The organism is Streptomyces sp. NPDC031379 (genome assembly GCF_055569615.1).
Genome location: NZ_JBVIIT010000022.1, coordinates 96,407 through 121,809, shown reverse-complemented (window position 1 = coordinate 121,809; position 25,403 = coordinate 96,407). Strand labels below are relative to the sequence as shown.

The 25,403-nt window shown below is 72.2% G+C and carries 18 protein-coding genes and 2 pseudogenes; 9 read left to right on the top strand and 11 right to left on the bottom strand.

What is annotated here, in order from left to right:
- Positions 1-79 precede the first annotated feature (79 nt).
- Positions 80-1,906, bottom strand: coding sequence for an acyl-CoA dehydrogenase (locus ACZ5CW_RS29225; protein ID WP_468606504.1), 1,827 nt, complete (start codon positions 1,904-1,906; stop codon positions 80-82).
- A gap of 164 nt (positions 1,907-2,070) precedes the next feature.
- On the opposite strand from ACZ5CW_RS29225, the gene ACZ5CW_RS29220 reads away from it, so the two are divergent.
- The 3 genes from ACZ5CW_RS29220 (at position 2,071) to ACZ5CW_RS29210 (ending at position 4,847) form a co-directional block, all read left to right on the top strand.
- A complete protein-coding gene (locus ACZ5CW_RS29220) occupies positions 2,071-2,544 on the top strand; it encodes an SseB family protein (RefSeq protein ID WP_468606502.1) in 474 nt (157 codons plus the stop codon).
- 115 nt (positions 2,545-2,659) lie between these two features.
- The gene (locus ACZ5CW_RS29215; RefSeq protein WP_468606500.1) at positions 2,660-3,637 is read left to right on the top strand and encodes a pirin family protein; all 978 of its coding nucleotides are present in this window, start codon (positions 2,660-2,662) and stop codon (positions 3,635-3,637) included.
- Positions 3,638-3,716: 79 nt separating this feature from the next.
- Positions 3,717-4,847: an AI-2E family transporter gene (locus ACZ5CW_RS29210; protein WP_468606498.1), complete on the top strand. Its 1,131-nt coding sequence runs from the start codon at positions 3,717-3,719 to the stop codon at positions 4,845-4,847.
- 54 nt (positions 4,848-4,901) lie between these two features.
- Here the strand turns inward: ACZ5CW_RS29210 and ACZ5CW_RS29205 are convergent.
- Positions 4,902-5,222 (bottom strand): annotated as a pseudogene (locus ACZ5CW_RS29205) (phosphatase); the annotation flags it as partial.
- 172 nt (positions 5,223-5,394) lie between these two features.
- Here ACZ5CW_RS29205 and aspS point away from each other — a divergent pair.
- On the top strand, positions 5,395-7,158 hold the full coding sequence (gene aspS, locus ACZ5CW_RS29200; protein ID WP_468606496.1) for an aspartate--tRNA ligase: 1,764 nt from the start codon (positions 5,395-5,397) through the stop codon (positions 7,156-7,158).
- 80 nt (positions 7,159-7,238) lie between these two features.
- On the opposite strand, the gene ACZ5CW_RS29195 is transcribed toward aspS, so the two are convergent.
- Positions 7,239-10,355, bottom strand: a complete 3,117-nt coding sequence (locus ACZ5CW_RS29195; RefSeq protein ID WP_468606494.1) for an FG-GAP repeat domain-containing protein — start codon at positions 10,353-10,355, stop codon at positions 7,239-7,241.
- A 90-nt stretch (positions 10,356-10,445) separates the two neighbouring features.
- Positions 10,446-11,141 (bottom strand): nucleotidyl transferase AbiEii/AbiGii toxin family protein, encoded by a 696-nt coding sequence (locus ACZ5CW_RS29190; protein WP_468606492.1) that lies wholly within the window; start codon positions 11,139-11,141, stop codon positions 10,446-10,448.
- A gap of 148 nt (positions 11,142-11,289) precedes the next feature.
- On the opposite strand from ACZ5CW_RS29190, the gene ACZ5CW_RS29185 reads away from it, so the two are divergent.
- A complete protein-coding gene (locus ACZ5CW_RS29185; RefSeq protein WP_468606490.1) occupies positions 11,290-11,637 on the top strand; it encodes a DoxX family protein in 348 nt (115 codons plus the stop codon).
- A gap of 129 nt (positions 11,638-11,766) precedes the next feature.
- A complete protein-coding gene (locus ACZ5CW_RS29180; protein ID WP_468606488.1) occupies positions 11,767-13,110 on the top strand; it encodes a pectate lyase family protein in 1,344 nt (447 codons plus the stop codon).
- Between the two features lie 74 nt (positions 13,111-13,184).
- Here the strand turns inward: ACZ5CW_RS29180 and metG are convergent, their stop codons facing one another.
- From metG to ACZ5CW_RS29155, 5 genes are all read right to left on the bottom strand, one after another.
- Positions 13,185-14,897 carry a methionine--tRNA ligase gene (gene metG, locus ACZ5CW_RS29175; protein WP_468606486.1) on the bottom strand — a complete coding sequence of 571 codons (1,713 nt, stop codon included), beginning with the start codon at positions 14,895-14,897 and terminating at the stop codon, positions 13,185-13,187.
- Positions 14,898-15,024: 127 nt separating this feature from the next.
- Positions 15,025-16,626 carry a VWA domain-containing protein gene (locus tag ACZ5CW_RS29170; protein ID WP_468606484.1) on the bottom strand — a complete coding sequence of 534 codons (1,602 nt, stop codon included), beginning with the start codon at positions 16,624-16,626 and terminating at the stop codon, positions 15,025-15,027.
- A 71-nt stretch (positions 16,627-16,697) separates the two neighbouring features.
- Positions 16,698-18,641, bottom strand: coding sequence for an FUSC family protein (locus ACZ5CW_RS29165; protein WP_468606482.1), 1,944 nt, complete (start codon positions 18,639-18,641; stop codon positions 16,698-16,700).
- Between the two features lie 59 nt (positions 18,642-18,700).
- A complete protein-coding gene (locus ACZ5CW_RS29160) occupies positions 18,701-19,657 on the bottom strand; it encodes an endonuclease/exonuclease/phosphatase family protein (protein WP_468606480.1) in 957 nt (318 codons plus the stop codon).
- A 16-nt stretch (positions 19,658-19,673) separates the two neighbouring features.
- The gene (locus ACZ5CW_RS29155) at positions 19,674-20,456 is read right to left on the bottom strand and encodes an alpha/beta fold hydrolase (protein WP_468606478.1); all 783 of its coding nucleotides are present in this window, start codon (positions 20,454-20,456) and stop codon (positions 19,674-19,676) included.
- A gap of 89 nt (positions 20,457-20,545) precedes the next feature.
- Between ACZ5CW_RS29155 and ACZ5CW_RS29150 the strand changes: the two genes are divergently transcribed.
- Complete coding sequence (locus ACZ5CW_RS29150; RefSeq protein ID WP_468606476.1) at positions 20,546-21,892, top strand: aminotransferase-like domain-containing protein; 1,347 nt, start codon at positions 20,546-20,548, stop codon at positions 21,890-21,892.
- Here the strand turns inward: ACZ5CW_RS29150 and ACZ5CW_RS29145 are convergent.
- Positions 21,792-22,715: a hypothetical protein gene (locus ACZ5CW_RS29145; RefSeq protein ID WP_468606474.1), complete on the bottom strand. Its 924-nt coding sequence runs from the start codon at positions 22,713-22,715 to the stop codon at positions 21,792-21,794. The two genes, ACZ5CW_RS29150 and ACZ5CW_RS29145, sit on opposite strands and share 101 nt — an antisense overlap.
- 243 nt (positions 22,716-22,958) lie before the next feature.
- Positions 22,959-23,447 carry a hypothetical protein gene (locus ACZ5CW_RS29140; RefSeq protein WP_468606472.1) on the bottom strand — a complete coding sequence of 163 codons (489 nt, stop codon included), beginning with the start codon at positions 23,445-23,447 and terminating at the stop codon, positions 22,959-22,961.
- A gap of 153 nt (positions 23,448-23,600) precedes the next feature.
- On the opposite strand from ACZ5CW_RS29140, the gene ACZ5CW_RS29135 reads away from it, so the two are divergent.
- Positions 23,601-24,752, top strand: a complete 1,152-nt coding sequence (locus ACZ5CW_RS29135; protein WP_468606638.1) for a PP2C family protein-serine/threonine phosphatase — start codon at positions 23,601-23,603, stop codon at positions 24,750-24,752.
- 91 nt (positions 24,753-24,843) lie between these two features.
- A pseudogene (locus tag ACZ5CW_RS29130) lies at positions 24,844-25,403 on the top strand (hypothetical protein); the annotation flags it as partial.

Sequence of the window (25,403 nt, the reverse complement as noted above, 5' to 3'; positions counted from 1 at the left end):
CCTTAACGACGTGGACGGGCCCGCTCCCGGGAAAGGGAAGCGGGCCCGTGCGGGGAATCGACGGGGACGTCCGGAACGTCTAGAACGCGGCCTCGTCCAGCTCCATCAGGTCCAGCTCGACGGTGCCGGCGACCTTGCGGGCGAGCGTGACGCCCGGCAGGACGTTCGCCGCGAAGAACTTCGCCGCGGCGATCTTGCCGGTGTAGAACGCCTTGTCCTTCGCCGAGGCCGTGGTCAGCTTCTCGGCGGCGACCGCGGCGCCCTTGAGGAGCAGGTAGCCGACGACGACGTCACCGGAGGCCAGCAGCAGGCGGGTGGTGTTCAGCCCGACCTTGTAGATGTTCTTGGTGTCCTGCTCGGTGGCGGCGAGGTCGGTCAGCATCAGGCCGACGATCGCCTCCAGCTCCACGGCGGCCTTGGCCAGGTGCTCGCGGGCGCCGGCCAGTTCCTCGCCGCCGGTGCCGAGCGCGAGGAACTTCTTGATGTCCTCGGCGAGGGAGTTCAGCGCGGCGCCCTGGTTGCGGACGATCTTCCGGAAGAAGAAGTCCTGGCCCTGGATCGCGGTGGTGCCCTCGTACAGGGTGTCGATCTTGGAGTCCCGGATGTACTGCTCGATCGGGTACTCCTGCAGGAAGCCGGAGCCGCCGAAGGTCTGCAGCGACTGGGCGAGCTGCTCGTAGCCCTTCTCGGAGCCGTAGCCCTTGACGATGGGCAGCAGCAGGTCGTTCAGCGCCTCCTCGGCCGAGGCGTCCTCGCCGTTCGCCTCCTTGACCTGGATGGCGTCCTGGATCGAGGCGGTGTACAGCACCAGGGCGCGCATGCCCTCCGCGTACGCCTTCTGCGTCATCAGCGAGCGGCGCACGTCGGGGTGGTGGGTGATGGTGACCTTGGGCGCGGTCTTGTCCATGAAGTTGGCCAGGTCGGGGCCCTGGACGCGCTCCTTGGCGTACTCCAGCGCGTTCAGGTACCCGGTGGACAGCGTGGAGATCGCCTTCGTGCCGACCATCATGCGGGCGAACTCGATGATGCGGAACATCTGGCGGATGCCGTCGTGCTTGTCGCCGATCAGCCAGCCCTTGGCCGGGTGCTGGTCGCCGAAGGTCATCTCGCACGTGTTGGAGGCCTTCAGGCCCATCTTGTGCTCGACGTTGGTGGCGTAGACGCCGTTGCGCTCGCCCAGCTCGCCGGTCTCGAAGTCGAAGAGGTACTTCGGGACGAGGAAGAGGGACAGGCCCTTGGTGCCGGGGCCGGCGCCCTCGGGACGCGCGAGCACGTAGTGGAGGATGTTCTCCGACATGTCGTGCTCACCGGAGGTGATGAAGCGCTTCACGCCCTCGATGTGCCAGGAGCCGTCCTCCTGCTGGACCGCCTTGGTGCGGCCGGCGCCCACGTCGGAGCCCGCGTCGGGCTCGGTGAGGACCATGGTGGAGCCCCACTGCTTCTCGGTGGCGACCTGGGCGATGTGCTTCTGGACCTCGTTGCCCTCCTCGAAGAGGATGCCGGCGAACGCCGGGCCCGAGGAGTACATCCACACGGCCGGGTTGGCGCCCAGGATCAGCTCGGCGTAGGCCCAGATCAGGGAGCGGGGCGAGGTGGTGCCGCCGATCTCCTCGGGCAGGCCGAGCCGCCAGTACTCGGAGTCCATGAAGGCCTGGTAGCTCTTCTTGAAGGACGCGGGGACCGGCGCCGTGTTGGTCTCCGGGTCGAAGACGGGCGGGTTGCGGTCGGCGTCGGCGAAGGACTCGGCCAGCTCGTTCTCCGAGAGGCGGGTCAGCTCCTCCAGGACGCTCTTGGCGGTCTCGACGTCCATCTCCTCGAAGGGGCCGGTGCCGTACACCTTGTCGCGCCCCAGTACTTCGAAGAGGTTGAACTCGATGTCGCGGAGATTCGGCTTGTAGTGCCCCATGGCGACGGCTCCGTAGAGAGATCGGCGAGGCACTGACTCCTCGCACCTAGTTCACGTACCAACAAGTAGCTACGATGATGCTACCCGTCGGTAATAAGAAGCAACCCCGATCCGGTCATCTGTGACGCGTCTCAAGTGCGGGGCGGCTCGGTACGCTTGCGCCCATGTACGGCTACGACCAGAGCGCCCAGCAGCAGTACGCCCCGCCGCAGCAGCAGATGCCGGGCGGTGCCGGCGGGTACGGCCAGCAGCCACCGCTCTACCCGGAGCCGTCCCAGCCCTCCCTCGCGGACGCGGTGCGCGCGTTCACCACGGGCCAGATGGCCGCCGAGGACTTCCAGCAGATCTTCGCCACGTCGAAGGTGTACTGCCCGCGCGGCGACACCCCCGGCTTCCTGGCCCTGCACAACACCCAGCAGCCGGTGATCCCGATGTTCACCTCACTGAAGGAGCTGCGCCGGTACGCGGGCAAGGAGTCCAAGTACTTCGTCATCACCGGCGCCGAGGTGATCGACCTGCTGCCGACCGGCTACGGCTTCGTCCTGGACATGGAGGGCGAGCACCGGATGGTGTTCGACGCCAAGGCGGTCGAGCAGATGGTCGACTTCGCGATGCGCCGCATGTACGGCGGCGGCTGAGCCCCGCGCCTCGCCACCCCGGAGCCCGGAGGGAATTCCCTCCGGGCTCTCTCCGTTACGGGTGGCAAGAAGTTCAACGCTCAACTAAAGTGGGCGTACCAAGGAGGTACCGACCATGCCCGCAGTGACTGTCGAGAACCCGTTGACGCTGCCCCGTGTGACCGCTCCCGCCGACGCCGTGGCACGCCCCGTGCTCACCGTCACGACCGCCCCGAGCGGCTTCGAGGGCGAGGGCTTCCCGGTGCGCCGCGCGTTCGCCGGGATCAACTACCGACACCTCGACCCGTTCATCATGATGGACCAGATGGGCGAGGTGGAGTACGCGCCGGGCGAGCCCAAGGGCACCCCCTGGCACCCGCACCGCGGCTTCGAGACCGTCACCTACATCATCGACGGCGTCTTCGACCACCAGGACAGCAACGGCGGTGGCGGCACCATCACCAACGGCGACACCCAGTGGATGACCGCCGGCTCGGGCCTGCTGCACATCGAGGCCCCGCCGGAGTCCCTCGTCGTGTCCGGCGGTCTCTTCCACGGCCTGCAGCTGTGGGTGAACCTCCCCGCCAAGGACAAGATGATGGCCCCGCGCTACCAGGACATCCGCGGTGGCAGCGTCCAGCTGCTCGCCTCCCCGGACGGCGGGGCGCTGCTGCGTGTCATCGCCGGTGAGCTGGACGGTCACCAGGGCCCCGGCATCACCCACACGCCGATCACCATGATCCACGCGACCCTCGCCCCGGGCGCCGAGATCACCCTGCCCTGGCGGGAGGACTTCAACGGGCTGGCCTACGTGCTGGCGGGCCGTGGCAGCGTCGGCGCCGAGCGCCGTCCGATCCACCTCGGCCAGACGGCCGTCTTCGGCGCCGGCGGCTCGCTGACCGTCCGCGCGGACGAGAAGCAGGACTCGCACACGCCGGACCTGGAGGTCGTCCTCCTCGGCGGACAGCCGATCCGTGAGCCGATGGCCCACTACGGTCCGTTCGTCATGAACACCAAGGACGAGCTGATGCAGGCCTTCGAGGACTTCCAGAAGGGCCGCCTGGGCACGATCCCCGCCGTGCACGGCATGACGGAGAGCGGCCCGCAGGCCTGACGGGGCCCTCGCGCCCGAGGCTCACCCGCCCGGCCCCGCGCGGCAGGACAGCCGCCGACGGTCATGATCCGCTGGATGCGTGCAGCTGCTGCCCGACCCCGTTCGCCGGTTCGCCGCCTGGTGTGCCGTGCTGCTGCTCGCGGCCGGGGTGGGGTGGGTCGGCGTGCGGCTGTGCGCGGAGTTCCGTACGGCCGTCACGCCGGTGCTGCTCGCGCTGCTCGGCACCGCGCTGCTCGGGCCGTTCCACCGGCGGCTCGTGCGGGCCGGGGTGCAGCCCTCGCTGGCGGCCGGCCTCACCTGCGTCGTCGTCGTGGCGGTCGTCGGCGGTGCCGTGTACATCGTCGTAGCCGCGCTCATCGACACCGGTGACCAGATCGTCGCCTCGCTGCGGCTCGCCGCCAGATCCGTCGCCCAGCACTTCGGGGCCGCGGGTACGGGGCTGGACGACCTCGCCGCCAACTCCCGCGAGCTGCTGACCAAGTTCGGCGGCACGGCCGCCTCCAACGTCATCAGCGGGGTCAGCGTCGTCGGCGAGAGCATCGCGATGGCCGTGCTCGCGCTGCTGCTCGTCTTCTTCTTCCTGCGCGACTCCCACCAGGCCGTGCGGGCCCTGCGCGCCGTCGCGCCCGGCGGCACCGCCGACACCGTGGAGGCCATGGCCCGGCGGGCCTTCCAGGCGGTCGAGGGGTTCATGCGCGGAACCACCTTCATCGCCCTCATCGACGCCCTCTGCATCACCGTCGGCCTGCTGATCCTCCAGGTGCCCGGCGCGATCGGCCTCGGCGCGCTCGTCTTCGTCACCGCTTACATCCCCTACCTCGGCGCCTTCCTCTCCGGCGCGGTGGCCGTGCTGGTCGCCCTCGCCGACCGGGGATTCGTCATCGCGCTGTGGGCGCTCGGGGTGGTGCTGGCGGTGCAGGTGCTGGAGGGGCATGTGCTGCAGCCGGTGGTGCAGAGCCGGACCGTGCAGATGCACCCGGCCGTGGTGATGCTGGCCATCACCGCCGGCGCCTCCGTCGCGGGCATCCTCGGCATGCTGCTCTCGGTGCCGCTGACCGCGGCCGCCTTCGGGGTCGTACAGGAGCTGAGGGCGCGTTACGCGTCGCCGGGCACAGCCCCCGGAACACCCCCCGGCACGCCCCCCGGCACGCCCCCCGGCACGCCCCCCGGAACACCGCCGGGCACAGCGCCCGGTCCGTCCGGCCCGTAGAGCTCGAACCAGATGCTCTTGCCCCTGCCCCGCGGGTCCACCCCCCACGTCGGGATCGAAGGACGGCTTGGAACGGCTGCGGACGACCCGGACCACCTGTCCCCGATCGTCCATGATCCGGATCCGGACCTCGGCGAGCGTGCCCTCGTCGACCGCGAGCGGCACGACCCCGGTGATCTCGTTCCAGTCCTCGGGGTGCAGACGGGCGCGGGTCTGGGACTCCGTGAGGGTGGTCCGCTCCGTGGGCAGCCCGAGCAGCCGCGCCGCCTCCGCGTCGACGGTGACCAGCCCGGTGGCGGTGTCCCAGTGCCACAGTCCGGTCGCGAGGGCGGCGAGGACGTCACCGACGGACGGCAACGGCTCGCCTGTACGCATTGCCCCACTTTAAGAAGATCTGATCGGTACCCGCCACTGTGGACGGGCGGGCCGTAATGGTGGGGAGCCGATCTTGGGGTGCCCGGTACCCTTGATGGGTCCGGGCCCCGTGCCCGTTCCCGCCGGGGAGAGCATCCCCGGCACATCCACGAACGAAGGACGATGAACGACGATGCATCGGTACAGGTCCCACACCTGCGGCCAGCTCCGCGCCTCTGACGTCGGCACCGACGTCCGGCTGAGTGGCTGGCTGCACAATCGGCGCGACCTGGGCGGCATCCTCTTCATCGATCTGCGCGACCACTACGGCATCACGCAGCTGGTCGCCCGCCCCGGCACCCCGGCGTACGAGGCCCTGGACAAGATCTCCAAGGAGTCCACGGTCCGCATCGACGGCCAGGTTGTTTCACGTGGAACCGAGAACGTGAACCCCGACCTGCCCACCGGCGAGATCGAGGTCGAGGTCGCCGAGGTCGAGCTGCTCGGCGCGGCCGCCCCGCTGCCCTTCACGATCAACACCGAGGACGGGGTCAACGAGGAGCGGCGCCTGGAGTACCGCTTCCTGGACCTGCGCCGCGAGCGCATGCACCGCAACATCATGCTGCGTACGGCGGTCATCTCGGCCATGCGCCACAAGATGGCGGCGATGGGCTTCAACGAGATGGCCACGCCGATCCTGTCCGCCACCTCCCCCGAGGGCGCCCGTGACTACGTGGTCCCCTCCCGTGTGCACCCGGGCAAGTTCTACGCGCTGCCGCAGGCCCCGCAGCAGTTCAAGCAGCTGCTGATGATCTCCGGCTTCGACCGCTACTTCCAGATCGCGCCCTGCTTCCGCGACGAGGACGCCCGCGCCGACCGCTCGCCGGGCGAGTTCTACCAGCTCGACGTCGAGATGAGCTTCGTCGAGCAGGAGGACGTCTTCCAGCCGATCGAGAAGCTGATGACGGAACTCTTCGAGGAGTTCGGCGACGGCCGCCACGTCACGTCTCCGTTCCCGCGCATCCCGTTCCGCGAGGCGATGCTGAAGTACGGCTCCGACAAGCCGGACCTGCGCGCCAAGCTGGAGCTGGTGGACATCACCGATGTCTTCGAGGGCTCGGAGTTCAAGGCGTTCGCCGGCAAGCACGTGCGCGCGCTGCCGGTGCCGGACGTCTCCGCGCAGCCCCGCAAGTTCTTCGACCAGCTCGGTGAGTACGCCGTCGAGCAGGGCGCCCGGGGCCTGGCCTGGGTGCGGGTGGCCGAGGACGGCTCGCTCTCCGGCCCGATCGCGAAGTTCCTCACCGAGGCGAACGTCGCGGAGCTGACCAAGCGCCTCTCCCTGGCCCCCGGCCACGCCGTCTTCTTCGGCGCGGGCGAGTACGACGAGGTCTCGAAGATCATGGGCGCGGTCCGGGTGGAGGCCGCCAAGCGCGCCGGCCACTTCGAGGAGGGCGTCTTCCGCTTCTGCTGGATCGTCGACTTCCCGATGTACGAGAAGGACGAGGAGACCGGCGCGATCGACTTCTCCCACAACCCCTTCTCGATGCCGCAGGGCGGTCTGGAGGCCCTGGAGACCCAGGACCCGCTGGACATCCTCGGCTGGCAGTACGACATCGTCTGCAACGGCGTCGAGCTGTCCTCCGGCGCGATCCGGAACCACGAGCCGGAGATCATGCTCAAGGCCTTCGAGATCGCGGGCTACGACCGGGAGACCGTCGAGGAGAAGTTCGCGGGCATGCTCCGCGCGTTCCGCTTCGGCGCCCCGCCGCACGGCGGCATCGCCCCCGGCGTGGACCGCATCGTGATGCTCCTCGCGGACGAGCCCAACATCCGCGAGACGATCTCCTTCCCGCTCAACGGCAACGCCCAGGACCTGATGATGGGCGCCCCGACCGAGCTGGACGAGGCCCGCCTCAAGGAGCTGCACCTCACGGTCCGCAAGCCGCAGCCCAAGTAGGCGCAAGCGATCCGCACGGACGGAGAAGGGCTCGGAACCGGTATCGGTTCCGAGCCCTTCCGCGTTCCGTCGCCCGGCGCTCAGGACAGGGTCTTGTAGCCGCCCCAGCCGGTCGCGATCTTCGTGCGGGCGCCGAAGGAGCCCTTGCCGTCGCCGTTGTTGCGGTAGACGTTGCCGCTGGTGTCACGGGAGACCAGGTCGGCCTTGCCGTCGTCGGTGAGGTCGCCGACGCCGACTACCGCGTTGTACGAGGCGCCCCAGTCGCCGAACACCTTGGCGCGGGCCGCGAAGGTGCCGTCGCCTCGGCCGTTGTACCGGTAGAGGGTGTTGGCCTTGTCCTGCGCGAGGAGGTCGCCGATGCCGTCGCCGTTCAGGTCGCCCGCGCCGATGACCTTCTTGTAGCCCTTCCAGTTGTCGTACAGCTTCACGCGGGCCGCCAGCCTGCCGTCGCTCGTGCCCTTGTGGAGGTAGACGGTGCCGGTGGAGGCGGCGCGGGTGACCAGGTCCGGGCGGCCGTCGCCGGAGAGGTCACCGGGGGAGGTCAGTACGTCGTACTGGGTCCAGCCGCTGCTCGCGAGGGTCGTGTACGACGTCTTCGGGGTGACCGCCCTGCCACAGCCCGGCTTGTACAGGCGCAGGGACCCGCTGCTCAGCCGGACGAGGACGTCGTTGCAGCGGTCGCCGCTGAGGTCGCCGAACGGGATCGCCCTGACGCTGGTGGCCCAGCCGCTGCCGCTGATCTTCTCGCCGAACTTCCCGGTGCCGGTCCCGGACTGGAAGGTGAGGCCGCCGGAGGAGTTCAGGGTGAGCAGGTCGCCCCGGCCGTCCGGGCCGTCCGGACTGCCGAAGTCGTGGCGTACGGCGGACCCGTGGCCCAGGAATCCCCTGCCGGAGGCCACCGTGACCGGGGAGGTCGTGCCGAGGCCGGTCGCCTTGAGGGTCCAGGTGTACAGGCCGTTCGGGAACGGCGTGCCGGCCGCCGTCTTGCCGTTCCAGTTCACCGACACCTGGGACGAGGTCGCGCCGCCGGTCACGGCGCGGGTGGCCCTGCCGGTGGCGCCGCTCTGCACCGAGGTGAAGGTCAGCGACCAGGAGGTGACCGGGCGGGACAGCAGCGCGTGGGTCCAGTGGGCCGTCGAGCCCGGCTCCACGTAGCTCTCGGCCTCCGTCTCGAAGGACGTCACGGCCGACGGGGCGATGCCGGTGGTGGCGATGTGCGTCCGCTCGTACAGGTCGGTCCAGGCGACCAGGCCCGTGTACTCGTCCACGGTCCACTTGAAGCGGCGGTCCACGGCGAGGCCGGTGTCGGGCACGGCGGAGGCGATCACCCGGACGGCGCCGGTGGCCGCCTCGGTCAGCACCAGGGTGTCGGAGCCGTGGTCGTGGCGCACGGTGAAGCCGTCGCCGAGCAGCACGTCACCGCCGGCCACCGCGCGGGAGGCACCGGCCTGGGTGTCGTACACCCCGGCCGAGCCGTCGCCGCACGCCCAGTACACCCAGCGGCCCGCCGCCTGCAGCTCGCTCGGCACACAGCCCAGGCCCGGCACGGTGACCGTGGCCAGGGTCCGGTCGGTGACGAGGCTGTAGGAGGTGAGCTTGCCGACGGTGGTCGTGGCGCTCCACAGCGTCGAGCCGTTCAGCGCGGCCGCGCGCACGGACCGCTTCAGCTTCTGTCCCTGCCCGAACTCGCCGACGTACTGCGCCGGGGCGGAACCGCCGGAGTCGTAGACCGCGTAACCGTCGGAGACGTCGACGATCGAGCCGCCCCCGGTGTGGAACTCCAGCCGGCTGCTGGACCATTCGTCGCCGATGGCGACCAGCCGGTCCGCGTTCTCCAGGCCGCTGCCGCCCTCGTCGCCGTCGTAGTAGGTGCCGAGGAAGACGTCCTCGGGACCGGCGCCGCTGTTGCCCCACAGCACCGAGCAGCTGGTGCCCGGGTACGGGCACACCGGGCTGACCGCGTCCCCGGTCTTCGCCTCGGACGCGGTCAGCAGGGTGCCGCCGTTCGTCGTGAGGGTGCGCACCGAGGTGGTGTCCGAGGCGCTGCTCGGGTCGTCCTCGGCGACGCGCAGGCTGCCCCGGCTGAGCGCGAGGCCCGTCTTGGCGTTCTCGGGCGCCGGGACCTGCGCCAGCTGCTGAACGCTCAGCGAGCCGTCCGCCTCCTGGCCGACCCGCCGCACCGACCAGTCGGTGGCGCCGGTGCCACCGGTGACGAGGGCGCCGCGGCCGGAGGCACGGACGGTGTACTCGCCGGCCTTGGCCAGCAGGGTGCGCGACGAGCCGTCCGTGAGGGACACGGCGGTCAGCTCGCTGGTGCCGGTGCCGGTGTGCAGCGGCAGCAGCAGCCAGTCACCGACGAGGACCGGGGCACCGTCCAGGAGGGCACCGGGCGCCGGCAGGTCGATGACCTGCTCGGTGCCGCCCGGGTCGGTGCGCGGCTTGAGGTGCAGGTCGCCGGAGCCGGACTCGTACCAGCCGAACCGGTCGTCGCTCTGGACGGTGACCGGGCGGGCGCTCACGCCGGTGAAGGCCTCGGTGGCGACGGCCGTGGCGAGGTCGAGGTAGTACAGGTTCGAGTCCACCTTGACCAGCGCACCGTGCGCGTCGGCGGCCGTGATCGCGCCCGAATTGACCCGCAGCCAGGAGGGCGAGATCGCGCGCGAGCGCCAGGCGCCGTCCACACGGTCGTGCAGCGCGCGGTCGGTGACGACGGTCCGTCCGGCCAGTCCCCGGTACGGTTGCGCGAAGGTGACGGACGACGCCGTCCGTGTCGCCGGGTCCCAGAGGGCCACGGAACCGGCCGACGGCAGCGCGACCAGGTCACCGTCGGAGCCGTACCAGGCTTCCGGGCAGGTGGACGAGCCCAGGTTCGCGCACGCGACCGACGGCGTGTAGGCGCCGTCCGCGGTGGCCACGACCGTGGTGGTGCCGTCGGCGTAGTCCGTCCACAGCAGCCCGGAGATCCCGCTCTGCCGGTGCAGGAAACCGCTCGCGCCGGCGACGAGCGGCCGGTCGGTGCGCGGACGCGTGGAGCTGGGGTCGGTCAGTGTGATCTCGGTGGTGCCGGCCGCCGCGGCGGCCGGGTCGGCCGAGGCGCCGCTCTCCGGCAGGACGGCTATGGACACGGCCGCAGCGGCGACCGCGAACGAGGAGACGGCCGCCGCCAGGAGGCGCCGTCTCGGGGCGTGTCTGCCCACGTGTGATTCCCTCCCCGCGAGGGCCCCCGCCCCCGCCAAGTGAGCGGACTTTACCAGTCCTTTTACCGGCCTCGAGGGAGCGGGTGGGCCTCATCCGGCGGCGCCCGGATCGGGCTCCTCGTCGGGGGAGGCGCCGTCCTCCAGCAACCGTTCGGCGATGTCGTCGGACCAGTGCTGGGCCCAGGCCCGCAGCGCGGTGAGCCGTGCCTCGTCGAGCCCGTACCGCAGGAACTCCCGGTCGGCGTAGAAGTCCGTGCCGGTCAGCCGGGACTGGAGGGTGGGCAGGTCGAAGGGGTCATGGGCGTGCCGGCGGCCCAGCTCCTCCAGGCGGGGCAGGGGCAGGCGGGCGGCGGCGGCCCGCGCGTCGATGAGGTCGACGGCGGCGCCCCGGTCGTACAGCGCGCGGATCTTCGTGCCGACGGCGTCCTCGAGGGAGAGGGCCGGGCCGTACTCGGTGAGCTGCGGCGGCTGCCAGAAGGCCTCCTTGTGCAGCGACAGGGCACAGGTCTCGCCGCTCGGAGGGTCCGTGACGGTCAACTGCGCGGTGAGGACGCTGACCGGCCCGACGCGCACCTGCCGACCCCGCGCCTCCAGGGCGGCGCCGACGGCACCGGCGATCTGTTCCATGGCCGCGGAACTCTCCGTGGCGAAGTCGAGGTTCGCGTGCGGGCGTTCCAGCAGACCGTGCGCCTGGAGGGCGTATCCGCCGGCGAGGACCAGCCCGTACGGGCTGCCCGCCGTGACGACGTCCGCGAGGAGCCGCCGGTGAGGTTCGGGGAGGTTCACGACACCGGTACTTTGCCAGATGCGCGGCGGGGTGCGGGGGCACGCTCACGGCGGCCGGAGAAAAAATTTCCCGCTTCCTGTCACACCGTGCCGGGCGCGGGTGTCAGAGCGGTGTCCGCAGCCCGACCGAGCCTCACAGGAGACTCCCATGCGCATCGCCGCCCTCGTCCTGACCCTGCTCGCCGCCCTCATGGCCGGATTCTCCGGAACGGTGCTGCTCATGCGGGCGCAGTGGATCGTGAAGGCGCTGAACGACTACCAGGTGCCCCGGTCGTGGTGGACATGGCTGGGGCTGGCCAAGACCGCCGGGGCCCTGGGTCTGGTGGCCGGGCTGTTCGTGCCGGTGATCGGGGTGCTGGCCGGGATCGGGCTGGTGGCCTACTTCGCCGGCGCCGCCGTCACCGTGGCGCGGGCGCGGTGGTACTCGCACATCCCCTTCCCGCTCGTCTACGCCGCGCCGGTGGTCGGTGCGCTCGTGCTCGGATACGCCGCCTGAAGGAGATCCCCTGGAGGAGATCCCTGGAGGAGATCCCCGGAGGAATTCCGTCCGCACGGCAACTTTCCCGTCCGCGGCGGCCACTGAGGGGTCGTAAGGCATGTCCAGCACACTCCTAAGGACTCCTCCGTGGCAGCTCCCTCCCACCGCCGGTCCCTCCGCAAGCGGCGCACCCTCGCCGTGTCCGCCGCCGTCGTGGCCGCGGGCATCGGCGCCGGGGTGTTCGTGATGAACGCGAACGCCGACGCCGTCGACCTGTACCACCAGACGCTCGCCGCCAAGGACGGCTGGGCCGCCTCCGGCACGGGGACCACCGGCGGCGCGAAGGCCGACTCCGCGCACACCTTCACCGTCTCCACCCGAGCCCAGCTCGTGAAGGCGCTGGGCTCGGCCTCCGACACCGCACCCCGGATCATCAAGATCAAGGGCACGATCGACGCCGACACCGACGACAGCGGGAAGAAGCTGAGCTGCGCGGACTACGCGGCCGGCACCGGATACGCGCTCTCCGCGTATCTGAAGGCGTACGACCCCGCCACCTACGGCCGCTCCAAGCTGCCGTCCGGCACCCAGGAGAAGGCCCGTGCCGCCGCCCAGGCCGAGCAGGCGAAGAACATCGTCTTCAAGGTGCCGGCCAACACCAGCATCGTGGGCGTGCCGGGCACGAACGCCGGGATCACCGGCGGCAGCCTGCAGGTGAAGAGCGTCGACAACGTCATCATCCGCAACCTGGCCTTCTCCGCGACCGAGGACTGCTTCCCGCAGTGGGACCCGACGGACGGCGACGACGGCAACTGGAACTCCGCCTACGACGCCGTGACCCTGCGGAGCGCCACCCACGTCTGGGCGGACCACAACACCTTCACCGACGCCCCCCACCTGGACAAGGCCAACCCGAAGTACTTCGGCCGCGAGTACCAGATCCACGACGGCGCCCTCGACATCACCAACGGCTCCGACCTGGTGACCGTCGAGCGCAACCAGTTCACCGACCACGACAAGACGATGCTGATCGGCTCCAGCGACAAGGACAGCACCGGCAAGCTGCGGGTCTCCCTCCACCACAACGTGTGGAAGGGCATCGTGCAGCGCGCGCCCCTGGCCCGCATCGGCCGGATCCACGTCTACAACAACGTGTACGACACGACGACCGTCGACGGCTACGCGCCCCTGTACAGCATCAACTCCCGCGCCAAGGCCCAGGTCGTCGCCGAGGCCAACTACTGGAAGGTGCCGTCCGGCGGCAAGGTCGCCAAGCTGCTCAGCGGCGACGGCACCGGCTCGGTCGCGGGCAGCGGCAACCTCGTCAACGGCACGGTCACCGATCTGGTCGCCGCGTACAACGCCGCCTCCTCGAAGAAGATCAAGTCGACGGTGAACTGGACCCCGGCGCTCACCGCGGGCCTGCAGACGTCGGCGAAGAACCTGCCGGCGGAGCTGGCGAACACGACCGGAGCCGGCGTGCTGAAGTAGCACGTCCGGTACGCCGAAGGGCGCCGGGCCCGCGGCCCGGCGCCCTTCGGCGCGTGTCGTCGGTGTGGCGAGGGTCAGCCCTCGCCGCCGAAGCGCTCCTTGTACGTCGCCAGGTCCTCGTCCGTCAGCTTGGCGAACAGCACCGGCGGCACCGTGAACGGGGTGCCGGCCGGGACGGACGCCAGGGCCTTCGCCTCCTCGGCGGTGACCCAGACGGCGGTGTCGTCCGGCAGCTCGAAGGCACCGCGCATCGCCGCCGAGCTGGCCGGGATCAGCGGCTCGGAGACCACCGCGTACAGGTGGATCAGGTTCATCGCCGTACGCAGCGTGAGGGCCGCGCCGTCCTTGTCGGTCTTGATCTCCAGCCAGGGGGCCTTCTCCTCCAGGTAGGAGTTGCCGGCCGACCACAGTGCGCGCAGGGCGGCCGCGGCCTTGCGGAACTGGAGGGACTCCATGTGGGTCTCGTACTCGGCGAGGAGCGTCGCGATCTCCTCGCCGAGCTTCGCCTCCGCCTCGCCGGGCTCGCCGCCGGCGGGCACGTCGTCGCCGAAGCGCTTCCGGGAGAAGGACAGCACCCGGTTGACGAAGTTGCCGAGCGTGTCGGCCAGGTCCTTGTTCACCGTGGCGGTGAAGTGCTCCCAGGTGAACGACGAGTCGTCCGACTCGGGGGCGTTGGCGATCAGGAAGTAGCGCCAGTAGTCGGCGGGCAGGATGTCCAGGGCCTGGTCGGTGAAGACGCCCCGCTTCTGCGAGGTGGAGAACTTGCCGCCGTAGTACGTCAGCCAGTTGAAGGCCTTGACGTAGTCGACCTTCTTCCACGGCTCGCGCACGCCCAGCTCGGTGGCCGGGAACATCACGGTGTGGAAGGGGACGTTGTCCTTGGCCATGAACTCCGTGTAGCGGACCTCGGTGTCCACGTCGTACCACCACGACTTCCAGTCGCGGTTCGCCGGGTCCTGGTCCGCCCACTCCTTCGTCGCGCCGATGTACTCGATCGGGGCGTCGAACCAGACGTAGAAGACCTTGCCCTCGGCCGCCAGCTCCGGCCAGGTGTCCGCGGGTACGGGGACGCCCCAGTCCAGGTCACGGGTGATCGCACGGTCGTGCAGGCCCTCGTTCAGCCACTTGCGGGCGATCGAGGAGGCCAGCTGCGGCCAGTCGTCCTCGTGCCGGGCCACCCACTGCTCGACCTCGTGCTGCAGCTTCGACTGGAGCAGGAAGAGGTGCTTGGTCTCGCGGACCTCCAGGTCCGTGGAGCCGGAGATCGCCGAGCGCGGGTTGATCAGGTCGGTCGGGTCCAGGACGCGGGTGCAGTTCTCGCACTGGTCGCCGCGGGCCTTGTCGTAACCGCAGTGGGGGCAGGTGCCCTCGACATAGCGGTCCGGGAGGAAGCGGCCGTCGGCCGGGGAGTACACCTGCCGGATCGCCCGCTCCTCGATGAAGCCGTTCTCGTTCAGCTTGCGGGCGAAGTGCTGGGTGATGTCCCGGTTCTCCGGGGAGGAGCTGCGGCCGAAGTAGTCGAAGGCCAGCGCGAAGCCGTCGTAGACCGCCTTCTGGGCGTCGTGGGCCTGGGCGCAGAACGCGTCCACCGCGAGGCCCTGCTCCTTGGCGGCCAGCTCGGCGGGGGTGCCGTGCTCGTCCGTGGCACAGATGTACAGGACGTCGTGGCCGCGCTGGCGGAGGTAGCGGGAGTACACGTCCGCCGGGAGCATGGACCCCACCATGTTGCCCAGGTGCTTGATCCCGTTGATGTACGGAAGGGCGCTGGTGATGAGGTGTCGAGCCATCGCGGGCTGCTCCCAGGTCGGGTTGTTTTACGAACCTTGAAATGGTAGCCGAGACGGGTGGGCCGCCCGCTTCCCGTTTTACAGGCTGGGAAGGGGCGGCCCGGTGGTCACCGCGCGTCGTCGTCCGTCACGGCCGCCAGGTGGCGAGCACGCCGTCGTACAGCTCCGAGTCCGTCAGCTCGCGGGGGGTGGGGCCCGCGTGGAAGAAGGACGTGTTGCCGGTCTTCAGCTTGCGGAGGTAGTCGAAGGCCTTGTTGTCGTGCTCACCGAAGGCGACGAAGGAGAAGAAGAGGGCGGGGTGCGATTCCGCCGCGGCGGTGAGGGCCTGGGTCGCGGGGGTCTTCGCGTCCGGCGCGCCGTCGGTCTGGAAGACGACGAGGGCGGGGGTCCCGGGGGCCGCGTTCTTGTCGTAGTGGGCGAGGACGGCCTCGACGGCGGCGTGGTAGCTGGTACGGCCCATGCGGCCGAGGGCGTCGTGGGTGTCGTCGATCTTCGTCTCGTGGTCCGGGGTGAGGGTGAGATCGGTGGTGCCGTCCACCTCCGTGGAGAAGAAGACGACGTGGACCGTGGCCTCCGGGTCCAGGTGCGCGGCGAGGGCGAGGGTCTGGTCGGCGAGGGCCTGGGCGGAGCCGTCCTTGTAGTACGGGCGCATGCTCGCGGAGCGGTCGAGCACGAGGTAGAGCCTGGCTCGGGTGCCGGTGAGGTCGGTCTTCTTGAGGGTGGTCGTCGCGGCCTTGTAGGCGGTGGCGAGGGAGGGGGTGCGGGACTTGACCTTGGCGAGGGGGGTGGCGGGGGTCGGCTTGGCGTTGCCCTCGCTGTCGGCGGCGGGCGTGTCGTCCGTCTCCGGTTCCGCGTTCTGGTCGTCGGCGGCTCGGGGTGCGGCGGGCTTGTCGTCCGTCTCCGGGTTCGCCTCGGCTTCGCCTTCGGCGTCCGGGTTCCCACCCGCACCACCCGTGCGGGTCTCGTCGTCGGCTGCGGGTGGCCCCTGCGGGGTGTCCTCGCCGTCGGCGGCCTGCGGGACGGTCGTCTTCTCGGCCGGCTCCGCCTCCGGCTCAGCCGACACCACAGGCTCGGTCTCGGTCGCCGCCTCAGGCTCCGGCTCGGTTGCCGCCTCAGGCTCCGGCTCAGCTGCCGTCACCGGCTCAGCCGGTACCACAGGCTCCGGCTCAGCCACCGCCTCGGGCTCCGCCTCCGGCTCAGCTGCCGCCTCAGGCTCCGGCTCAGCTGCCGTCACCGGCTCAGCCGACATCACGGGCTCCGGCTCCGGCTCCGGCTCAGCTGCCGCCACCGGCTCGGTCGGCTCTGCCGTGGCCTCCGGCTCAGCCGACACCACCGGCTCCGGCTCGGTCGGCTCAAGGGGCTGGGGTTCTGTCGGTTCCGCGGGGCGGGGGACCTTTACGTTGTTGAAGGCCGCTGTCACGAGGTCGTGTTCCTCGTGGGACGCCTGGCGGGGTTCGGGGATCTCCGGGGTGCGGGGCTCGGACTCGGCAGCCTCGGGAGCCTCGGGAGCGGTGGTGCGGGGCTCGTGGGGGTCGGAGTTCTCCGCGGCCGCGGCCGGGGCCTTCGGTGTCGAGGGCTCGGCGGCCGGGGCTTCCGGGGCCGGAGTCTTCGGGGTCGAGGTCTCCCCGGCCGGGGGCTGCGTGGGGAGGACGTCCGTACCCTCCGGCTCGGTGGCTCGTGCCTTGCGTGAGCGGCCGAATGCGTTCCGCAGGAGAGTGAGAATGCCCATGTGCGCAACCCTTCGTGAGTTGATGCCCGTCAATCCCTGGCCAGGACGGACACGTAAGGTTAGCGAAGCGCTCAGTGTGGGGACGCGATCGACCGGGCCGCCGCCACTTCCTGGCGGAGCGGCTCCAGGACACTGCCGGCGGGACCGGTGAGATCCGTGCGTACCGCGATCAGGGTTTCCGCGTTCCGTACCCCCTGCGACAGCTCCCGGAGCTGCAGGGTGACCTGGGCGATCTCGGCCGTGGAAGGGGGCGCGGCCCCGTGCCGGACGCGGACGCGGGCCGCCGTCGTGGCGTCCACGATGCGTTCCACGGCGACGACCAGCGGCCACCAGGCGGCGGCGCGCCGACCGGTCGGCGGCGGTTCGGTCAGGGCCCGCTGGAACTCGGTGCGGATGACGGAGAGGTCGCGGTAGAGGCGCCGGCGCATGCGGGCCCGGGCGGCCGGGTCGCAGTCGGTGGCGAAGGCCGTCTCCACGTAGGTCGCCGTGTCCGCCACCGCGTCCGCCAGCCGGTCGCCGACGCGGGTGTGCCAGCTCTCCGGCCACAGGAGGTAACCGGCGATCAGGGCGATCGCGCAGCCGAGGAGGGAGTCGGCCAGCCTGGGGAGCAGCAGTGCCGTGCCCTGGCGGTTGAGGATGTCGGAGAGCAGGAGGATCACCGGGGTGATGGCTGCCGTCTGGTAGCCGTAGCCCCGCGGGGTCAGCGCCGGGATCAGGGGGGCCAGCACGAGCATGACCAGGACGTCCCACCACCCCAGGGGCACCTCCGCCAGGACCACCGCCGCGATCACCAGGCCGGCCACCGTGCCGAGGGCGCGCAGCAGGGCGCGGGAGAAGACCGAGCCGAAGTCGGGTTTCAGGACGAAGGTGATGGTCAGGGCCACCCAGTAGGAGCGGGGCACCGGGATCAGGGAGACGAGGGCCTGAGCGATGCCGATGCACAGCGCGAGGCGCAGGCCGTAGCGCCAGGAGTTGGCGGAGAGGACCACGTTGCGGGCGGCGCGGGCCGTGCGGATGCCGAGGGCGGCGGGGCGGCCGAGGCGGTCGTCGATGCCGCGCGGGTCGACGTCGGGGGCCGCGACGACCTCGGCCGTGTGGCGCAGGGCGTGGTCGACCGCGCGGGCCGTCTCCGTGGTGGGGAGGGGGAGGTCCAGGGCTATCGGGCCGGTGTAGCCCGCCGCGACGGCCCGGGCGAGGTGGTGGACGGACTCCGGGATCTGCGGGGGCAGGGGCCGGCCCGCCAGGTGGGCCGCGGGGGCGGCCTCGACCAGCGGGGTGATCGCGTTCAACTGGGCGAGCAGGCGGGTGAGTTCGCCGCTGCGGCCGTGGTGGCGGGCGCGCCGGGCCAGGATCAGGTCGTAGGACTGGTTCAGCGACTGGGTGACGGCACGGCGGGCCTCGTCGTACTCCTCGGTGCGGTCCGTGCCGGAGACGGAGAGGAGGACCGCGGCCGTGCGGTAGGTGGCGGCGACCGCCGTGCGTTCGGGGACGCCCGAGCGCAACGGCCAGGCCAGCAGGGCGAGGAGAAGGACCAGGAGGCCGCCGCCGGTCATCAGGGCGGGGGCCAGCCACCAGGGGGAGGGCAGCGGAAGGCCCGCGCCGATCACGCAGTTCAGCAGCAGGAGCAGGCCCGAGACCGAGGCGACCGCGCCGATCGTCGAGATCATGCCGGACAGCAGTGCCACCCCGGTGACGGCGACGACCGCGTACCAGCCCTGCCCGTACACGAGTGCGCCCAGTGTCACGCCGACCGCGCCGAAGAGCTGCGGGACGGCGATGTTGAGGATGCGCATGCGGTAGGCGTCGGCGGTGTCGCCGATGACGCCGGACAGGGCGCCCATGGAGGCGAGTGCGCCGTAGGCGGGGCGGCCGGCGGCGAGGCCGATCGCCAGGGGGAGGCTCATGCCGATGGCGGCGCGGGCGACGGCGGCCCGGTTGACGGGTGCCTGCTGCGGTTGGAGGTTCCGGACCAGCCAGTCGGGCGGGGTGAGGCCGATGGGGAACTCTCGGGGCATGCGCCCATTATGGCGGCCCCGGTCCGGCCGGCCGGGCGCCGCGGAGGTGGCCGTTCGGCTCATTCGCGCTGGTGGAGCGTGAGATCGACGACGAGCGCGCGGTGGTCGCTGCCGGTCAGGCGCAGGAAGTGGGCGCCGGTCGCGGTGAAGTCCGGGGAGAGCAGGACGTGGTCGATCTGGGCGCCGATGACGGAGGCGGTGCGCGAGGGCCAGCTGGGGGTGCGGTCGTGGCCGGCGAGGCGGGCCGCGTCGGTCAGGCCGGTGTCCAGGATGCGGCGGAAGGCCGCGTGGTCCTGGGAGGCGTTGAAGTCGCCCGCGAGGATGGTGGGGGTGCCCTTGTCCGCCGCGGCGAAGGCGCGGAGCCTGCCGAGTTCGCGGCGCCACAGGCCGAGCTGGCTGGGCAGCGGGGGCATGGGGTGGGCGAGCTGGAGGCGTACGGCGTGGCCGCGCACGTCGGCGACGGCGCCGGGCATGCCCATCGTGCCGTCGACGCCCGCGGTCGGCTCGAGCGGGAAGCGGCTGAGGATCAGGGAGCCGTGGGAGCCGGCCGCGCGCACCGCCTGCCGGTACGGGTAGGCGTCCGCGAAGTCGGCTTCCAGGGTGGCCTGACAGGTGTACTCGCACTCCTGTACGAACACCACGTCCGGACGCCGGTCGCGGACCACCGGCACCAGGGCGGGGGCGCCGCGCCCGAACTCGACGTTCGCGGTGAGCACGCGGACGGCGGCGAGGGGCGGTCCGCCGGGCTCGTCGGCGGTGCCGTACGGCTCCAGGTACCAGGCGAGCAGGCCGAGGACGACGACGCCCCACACCAGTCCCGTCCACCACCGGGCGAGCAGTGCGCAGAGCAGGGCGAAGCCGGTCGGCACGAGCAGCCAGGGCAGAAAGGCGAGGAGTTGGGGTACGGGGGTGATGCCGTCGGTGTCGGCCACCCGGCAGCCGACGACCACGCTCACACCGGCCAGCGGCAGTCCGGCACACCAGGCGCCGATCCTGCGTCCGCGGCTTCGGGTCACGGGAGCGAGCCTACGATCACCCGTCCAGCCGCGCCAGGAAGCCGGCCAGCACCCGGTTGAACTCCCGCGGCCGCTCCAGGTTGGGCAGGTGGGCGGCGCCCTCGATGACGTGCAGCCGGGAGTCGGGCAGGGCCGCGTGCATCGCCTCGGCGTCGGAGACGGGCGTGTAGGTGTCGTCGGCGCCGACCACGACCAGGGCGGGCACGCGCACCCTGGTCAACAGGTCCCGGTAGTCGGGGCGTTCGGCCCGCCCGCGCAGGGCGGCCGCGGCGCCCTCGGGGGAGGTGGCCGTCATCATGCGGTGGACGTGGGCCTTGACCTCGGGGTGCGCGGTGGGGGCGACCATCTTCTCCAGCACCTCGTCGGCGTAGCCCCGCATCCCGTCGGCGAGCAGCCGGTCGGCCATGGCGTTGCGGCCCCGCTTGCCCTCGGGGGTCTCCGCGGCCGGGAAGGTGTCGGCGAGGACCAGGCCGCGGACCCGGTCGCCGAAGCGGCCGTAGCACTCCATGGCGATCTGGCCGCCCATGGACAGGCCGGCGAGGACGAAGGCGTCCACCCCCAGGGAGTCCAGGAGGCCGGCGATGTCCTCGGCGTGGCGGGAGAGCGGGACCGAGCCGGGGGTGACGGGGGAGGCGCCGTAGCCGCGCAGGTCGGGGACGACCACCCGGCGGCCGGCGGAGAACTCCGTCAGCTGTGGGTGCCACATCGTGCGGTCGAAGGGGTGGCCGTGGACGAGGACAAGGGGAACCCGGGAGGAGGTGCCGGGGTCTTTGTCCTCGTATGCGAGGAAGGGAGGCATGGAAGCGACCCTAGGTGCCCCAACTCCTCGGTGCAATAAGATCTTTGCCCTCGGTGCAATCGAGGGCACCGGTACGAACAGGGGGACACGTGGACGACTACCGGCGCATCGCCGACCGGATCGCCGACGACATCAGTGGTGGACGGCTGCGGCCGGGCCAACGGCTGCCGCCGCAGCGGGCGTTCGCCCGGCGGCACGGGGTCGCGCCGTCGACGGCCGGCCGGGTCTACGCCGAACTCGTACGCCGGGGGCTGGTGGTGGGCGAGGTGGGGCGCGGCACGTTCGTACGGGCCACCGAACCGGACGGGCAGCCGGGGCACGCCCTGGCCGAGGCGGCCGGTGCCGGGGCCGTGAACCTGGAACTCAACTACCCCGCCGCGGCGGGCCAGTCGGAGCTGCTGGCCCCGGCCCTCGCGCCGCTGCTGCGGCCGGACGCGCTGGGGCAGGCGCTGCGGCCGGCCGCGGCCGCGGGCACCCCGGCCGCCCGGGAGGCGGTGGCCTCCCTGCTGGCCCAGGGCGGTCTGCGCTCCGGTGCCGCGCGGGTGCTGTTCACCGGCAACGCCCGGCAGGCGATCGCCGCGACCCTGGCCTCCCTGGTACGGCCCGGCGGCCGGGTGGGCGTGGAGCCGCTGACATATCCGCTGGTCAAGGAGATCGCGGGCCGCCTGGGCATCGTCCTGGTCCCGCTCGCGACGGACGAGGAGGGCCTGCTGCCGGCGTCCGTCGCCGCCGCCCACCGCACCGCCCCCCTGTCCGCCCTCTACCTCCAGCCGACCCTGCACAACCCGACCTCGCGCACGACGGGCGCCGGGCGGCTCGAGCAGCTGGCCGAGACCGTCCACAGGCTGGGGACACCGGTGGTCGAGGACCGGATCTGGTCCTTTCTGCACCCGGGGGGCACACCCCCGCTCGCGGCGCTCGCGCCGGGGCTCGTCCACCTCGTCGACGGACTGTCCAAGCGGGTCGCCCCGGGGCTGACGGTCGGCTTCACCGTCGTACCGGAGGGGCGCACCGAGGAGGTGGCGCGGGCCATCCGGTCCGGCGGGTGGAGCGCGGGCGGGTTCGCGCTGGAGGCGGCCGTGCGGTGGATCGCGGACGGGACCGTGGACCGGCTCGTGGCGGCCAAGCGGCGGGACGCGCGGCACCGGCAGCGGCTGGTCGCCGAGCATCTGGCCGGGTTCGCCGTACGGTCCGATCCGGCGGCCTACTTCGCCTGGTGGGAGCTGCCCGCGCCGTGGCGGGCGGACACCTTCACGGCCGCCGCGCGGGCGCACGGCATCGCGGTCACCCCGGGCACGGCCTTCGCGGTCGGCCCCGCCCGGACACCGGACGCGGTCAGGCTCGGGCTCGCGTCCGCGCCTGAGCCGGAGCTGCGGAGGGCGCTGGCGACCCTGGCCCGCGTCGCGCGGCGCGGGCCGGCCGCAGGTGGCGGCTGAGCCAGGTGACGAGGGCCACCGCGAGGCCGAGGCCGAGCAGGAGCCAGGCGACCGTGCGCAGGGTGCCGGTGAGGGCGTCGTAGACGGCGCCCACGGCCGTGTGCGGCGCGTCGGCGGGCAGGTCGGCCAGGGTCAGCCGGCGGCCGACGGCGAGGGCCAGGACGAGCAGGGCGCCGCCGAGGGCCGTGCCCAGCGCGGTCGCGGTGACGGCCCGGCGGCGGTGGACGGCCAGGCCGATCCCGGCGACGGCGAAGACGACGGCCGCCACCGGCAGCCACAAGCCGGCGACCTCGAGCACGTGGAACCCCTTCCGGAGCCTGACCAGCTCGTCCGCCGGCAGCACGGCGACCGCGGTGTGCTCCACCGGGATGCGCTGGGCGAGCGGCACATGGTCGAGGGTGAGCTGGCGCTTGACCTGGGCGGTGACGGGGGCGAAGTCGACGGTGACGTCGCCTGTGTCCCCCTCGCGCAGGGCGCGCAGGATCGCGTCGTGCGTGACCCGGTTGCCGGTGTCCCAGGCCACCCGGAACGCCTCGGTGTGCGTGAAGGAGCGCACCGCCTCGTGCACGAACGGGCGGACCGAACCGTGCAGCACGCGGACGTCCATGTGCGGCTCCACCGTGCGCAGGATGCCGTCACCGACCGTGTCCGCGACGGCCTCCCGCACGTCCGGGTCGGCGGCCAGCGGGGCCATGGTGGTGACGTACCGGCCCGTGTCGGCCAGGCCGTACGCCGCCCAGGCCGCCAGCGCGCCGAAGGGCACGAGGAGGCAGGACAGGGTGATCAGTACGGCCGACAGGGCGTTCCTGAGGCGTGGGGACACGCCTCCAGGCAAGGACCGCGGAGTCCGTCCGGCGAGCGGGAGGACTGCATCCGGGCGGAAATCCGGGCCGTACGGGTGACATCCGGTCGCGGCCTGTGGTGCGGCCGGGATCGCGGTCTCCGGTGGAGGGTTCGCCCGAACGGGTGTTTCCTGGTGCTGGGGAGGCTGGTGAGGTGGAGGGAAACACAGGGGAGCACGTGGACCCCGGCCGCTCCGGCCGGGGCCCACGTGCACACGTCACGCTCAGCGGACCCGGTGCCCGGCGGCGTCCTCGCGCGTGTAGTAGCGGTAGAACAACACCGCGAACATGGAGACGGCGAACGCCAGGCCCAGGATCGTGGACGCCAGGACGGAGTGGCCGTCGCCGCTCAGGTTGAACAGGAACCCGACGGCGATGCCCGTGAAGGCCGCCCAGGCCAGCGCGTGCACCTCGCGCTTCAGGCGCGGCCCGGCGGCCTCCAGGCCCCGGTACACGGCGAAGAACACGAACGCGGTCACGAAACCGAACAGCAGGTTCCAGCCGGTGATGGGCCCTCCGTCCCGCGTGTTGGCCGCGGCCCAGTAGCCGTAGACCAGGCCGAGCACCGCGGGCAGCACCCACCGGGCCGTCGCATGCGTCCGCTCGCTGAACACGTCGGGCGCCCGGTATCCGATGGCCGGGACCCGGCCGCCGGGTTCGGGTAGTGCGGTGCGCCGCGGCATTCCTCCGGGCGCGGGTGCCGCTTGAGCCATGAGAGCACTCCTCTCTCCTCGCCCCCCGGTCTCCAGGGCACACCGGAGGGCACGGCCTGGCAAATCGGCCAGGAGAGTGACGAGTGCCCGGATGCGTGCCGTTCTCCCCCGTGATTCGCTGAGGGGCATGGAGGGCTGCCCGACGTGACGGAGATGGAGTACGGGCGGCGGCGCCAGCTGCTGCGGGTGCGCGGCCGGAGCATCGCCTGGGTGGTGCCCCTGCTGCTGCTCGTCGGCATCGTGCTGCTCGACTTCGGCACCGGCGAACGGTTCCGGATCATCTCCTGGATCGTCCTGGTCCCCGGGATCGCCGCCGCGATCTGCGGGGTGTGGACGACGGCCGCCTTCGGCGTGGTGTCGGTGGTGACCTACGTGGTCGTCGACGACGCCTGGCCCGACCAGTACCGGGCCGGGCTCGCGGACTTCGTCCTGGTGGCCGTCGGCGGTCTGCTGGCCACCCTGGCCGCCGCCGTACGGGTGCGCCGGGAACGGCAGATGCTGCACATCCGGGACATCGCCGAGACCACCCGCCGTACCGTGCTGCGCCCGCTGCCGTCGCGCTGGGCCGGTCTGGAACACGCGGGGGTGTACCTGGCCGCCGACGTCGACGCCCGGGTCGGCGGCGACTTCTACGACATCCAGCCCGGCCCGCACGGCGCCCGCGTCCTCGTCGGCGATGTGCAGGGCAAGGGCCTCGGCGCGGTGGAGACCGCCGCCGCGCTGCTCGGCACCTTCCGCGAGGCCGGCTACCACGAGCCGGACCTCGCGACGGTCGCCGAACGCCTGGAGACCCGGATGCTCCGGCACCGCCTCCACACCTCCGCGCTCGGCCGGCACGACGGTGACCGCTTCGCCACCGCCGTCCTGATCGGCTTCACCGAGGACGCCCCGGACACGATCGACGTCGTCAACTTCGGCCACGAACCCCCGCTCGCCGTCGGCCCGCGCGGGGCCCGTGAGCTGCCCGCCGGCGACGGGCTCCCGCTCGGCCTCGCCGAGCTGCAGGGCGGCCTGCCGTCGGTGCACCGCGTGCCGCTCGCAGCGGACGAGACCCTGCTGCTGGTCACCGACGGGGTGACCGAGGCCCGCGACGGTCCCGGCCGCTTCTACCCGCTGTTCCGCGAGGTCGACCGCGCGGTCACCGCCGACCCGCGCCGCACCGAACCCCGGCGCCTGGTGCGCCGGGTCCGCGACGGTGTGCTGCGGCACAGCGGCGGCCGGCTGGAGGACGACACCACGGTGTTCGCGGTGCGGCGGGTGCGGGAGGGGGGCGAAGCCCTCGAACGGGGACGTTTGCAGACCTGAGGCGCCGGTTTGCAGCAGCAGCGGCTACGGTGCTGGCTGGAGAGCGGATCTACGGATCCACGGACCCACAGGGCCTACAGGGGGAGGACCGATGCCCGGAACCGTGCTGCTGCTCGCGGCCGCGCCGCTGGGCCGGGGGCGCCTGGTGGACGCGGCCGGTGTGCTGCCGGTGCTGGCCGCCGTCGCCCCGGCCGTGCTGTCCGGCACCGACACGGCCAACGTGGTGGAGCTGGCCGACCCGCTGGAGCCGCAGGCCGTCCTGACCCGGCTGCGTGCCGCCGCGGCCGCCCCGGGCCCGCTCACCGTGTACGTCACCGGTCAGCTCCACCTGGACCGCCGTCAGCGGCTGCCGCACCTGGCGCTGGCCCGCACCACCGCGGCCACCGTCCGCTACACCGCGCTGCCCTGGCACTGGATCCGCGAGGAGCTGCGGTTGCGTTCCGCCGCGCAGACCGCGCTGCTGGTGGACCTGCACGCGGACGCGGAGGCCTGGCGGTACGTCGCCGAGCGCGGGCTCGACTCCGGCCCCACCACCGCCGTTCACGGCCGCATCGCGCCCGCGCGGGCGCCCGGCCGGGGGGGGGGGGGGGAGGGGGGGGGGGGGGGGGGGCGGGTGGGGCGGCTTGGGAGCGAGGAACGGCCGCGGTTGTC

What these genes read in the sequence shown, in the direction of transcription:
- ACZ5CW_RS29185 (WP_468606490.1), top strand. Translation starts at nt 11,290, where the DNA reads ATGCGCATCGCCGCCCTCGTCCTGACCCTGCTCGCCGCCCTCATGGCC.
- ACZ5CW_RS29140 (WP_468606472.1), bottom strand. Translation starts at nt 23,447, where the DNA reads ATGGCTCAAGCGGCACCCGCGCCCGGAGGAATGCCGCGGCGCACCGCA.
- ACZ5CW_RS29225 (WP_468606504.1), bottom strand. Translation starts at nt 1,906, where the DNA reads ATGGGGCACTACAAGCCGAATCTCCGCGACATCGAGTTCAACCTCTTC.
- ACZ5CW_RS29170 (WP_468606484.1), bottom strand. Translation starts at nt 16,626, where the DNA reads ATGGGCATTCTCACTCTCCTGCGGAACGCATTCGGCCGCTCACGCAAG.
- ACZ5CW_RS29220 (WP_468606502.1), top strand. Translation starts at nt 2,071, where the DNA reads ATGTACGGCTACGACCAGAGCGCCCAGCAGCAGTACGCCCCGCCGCAG.
- ACZ5CW_RS29215 (WP_468606500.1), top strand. Translation starts at nt 2,660, where the DNA reads ATGCCCGCAGTGACTGTCGAGAACCCGTTGACGCTGCCCCGTGTGACC.
- ACZ5CW_RS29165 (WP_468606482.1), bottom strand. Translation starts at nt 18,641, where the DNA reads ATGCCCCGAGAGTTCCCCATCGGCCTCACCCCGCCCGACTGGCTGGTC.
- aspS (WP_468606496.1), top strand. Translation starts at nt 5,395, where the DNA reads ATGCATCGGTACAGGTCCCACACCTGCGGCCAGCTCCGCGCCTCTGAC.
- metG (WP_468606486.1), bottom strand. Translation starts at nt 14,897, where the DNA reads ATGGCTCGACACCTCATCACCAGCGCCCTTCCGTACATCAACGGGATC.
- ACZ5CW_RS29135 (WP_468606638.1), top strand. Translation starts at nt 23,601, where the DNA reads ATGGAGTACGGGCGGCGGCGCCAGCTGCTGCGGGTGCGCGGCCGGAGC.
- ACZ5CW_RS29155 (WP_468606478.1), bottom strand. Translation starts at nt 20,456, where the DNA reads ATGCCTCCCTTCCTCGCATACGAGGACAAAGACCCCGGCACCTCCTCC.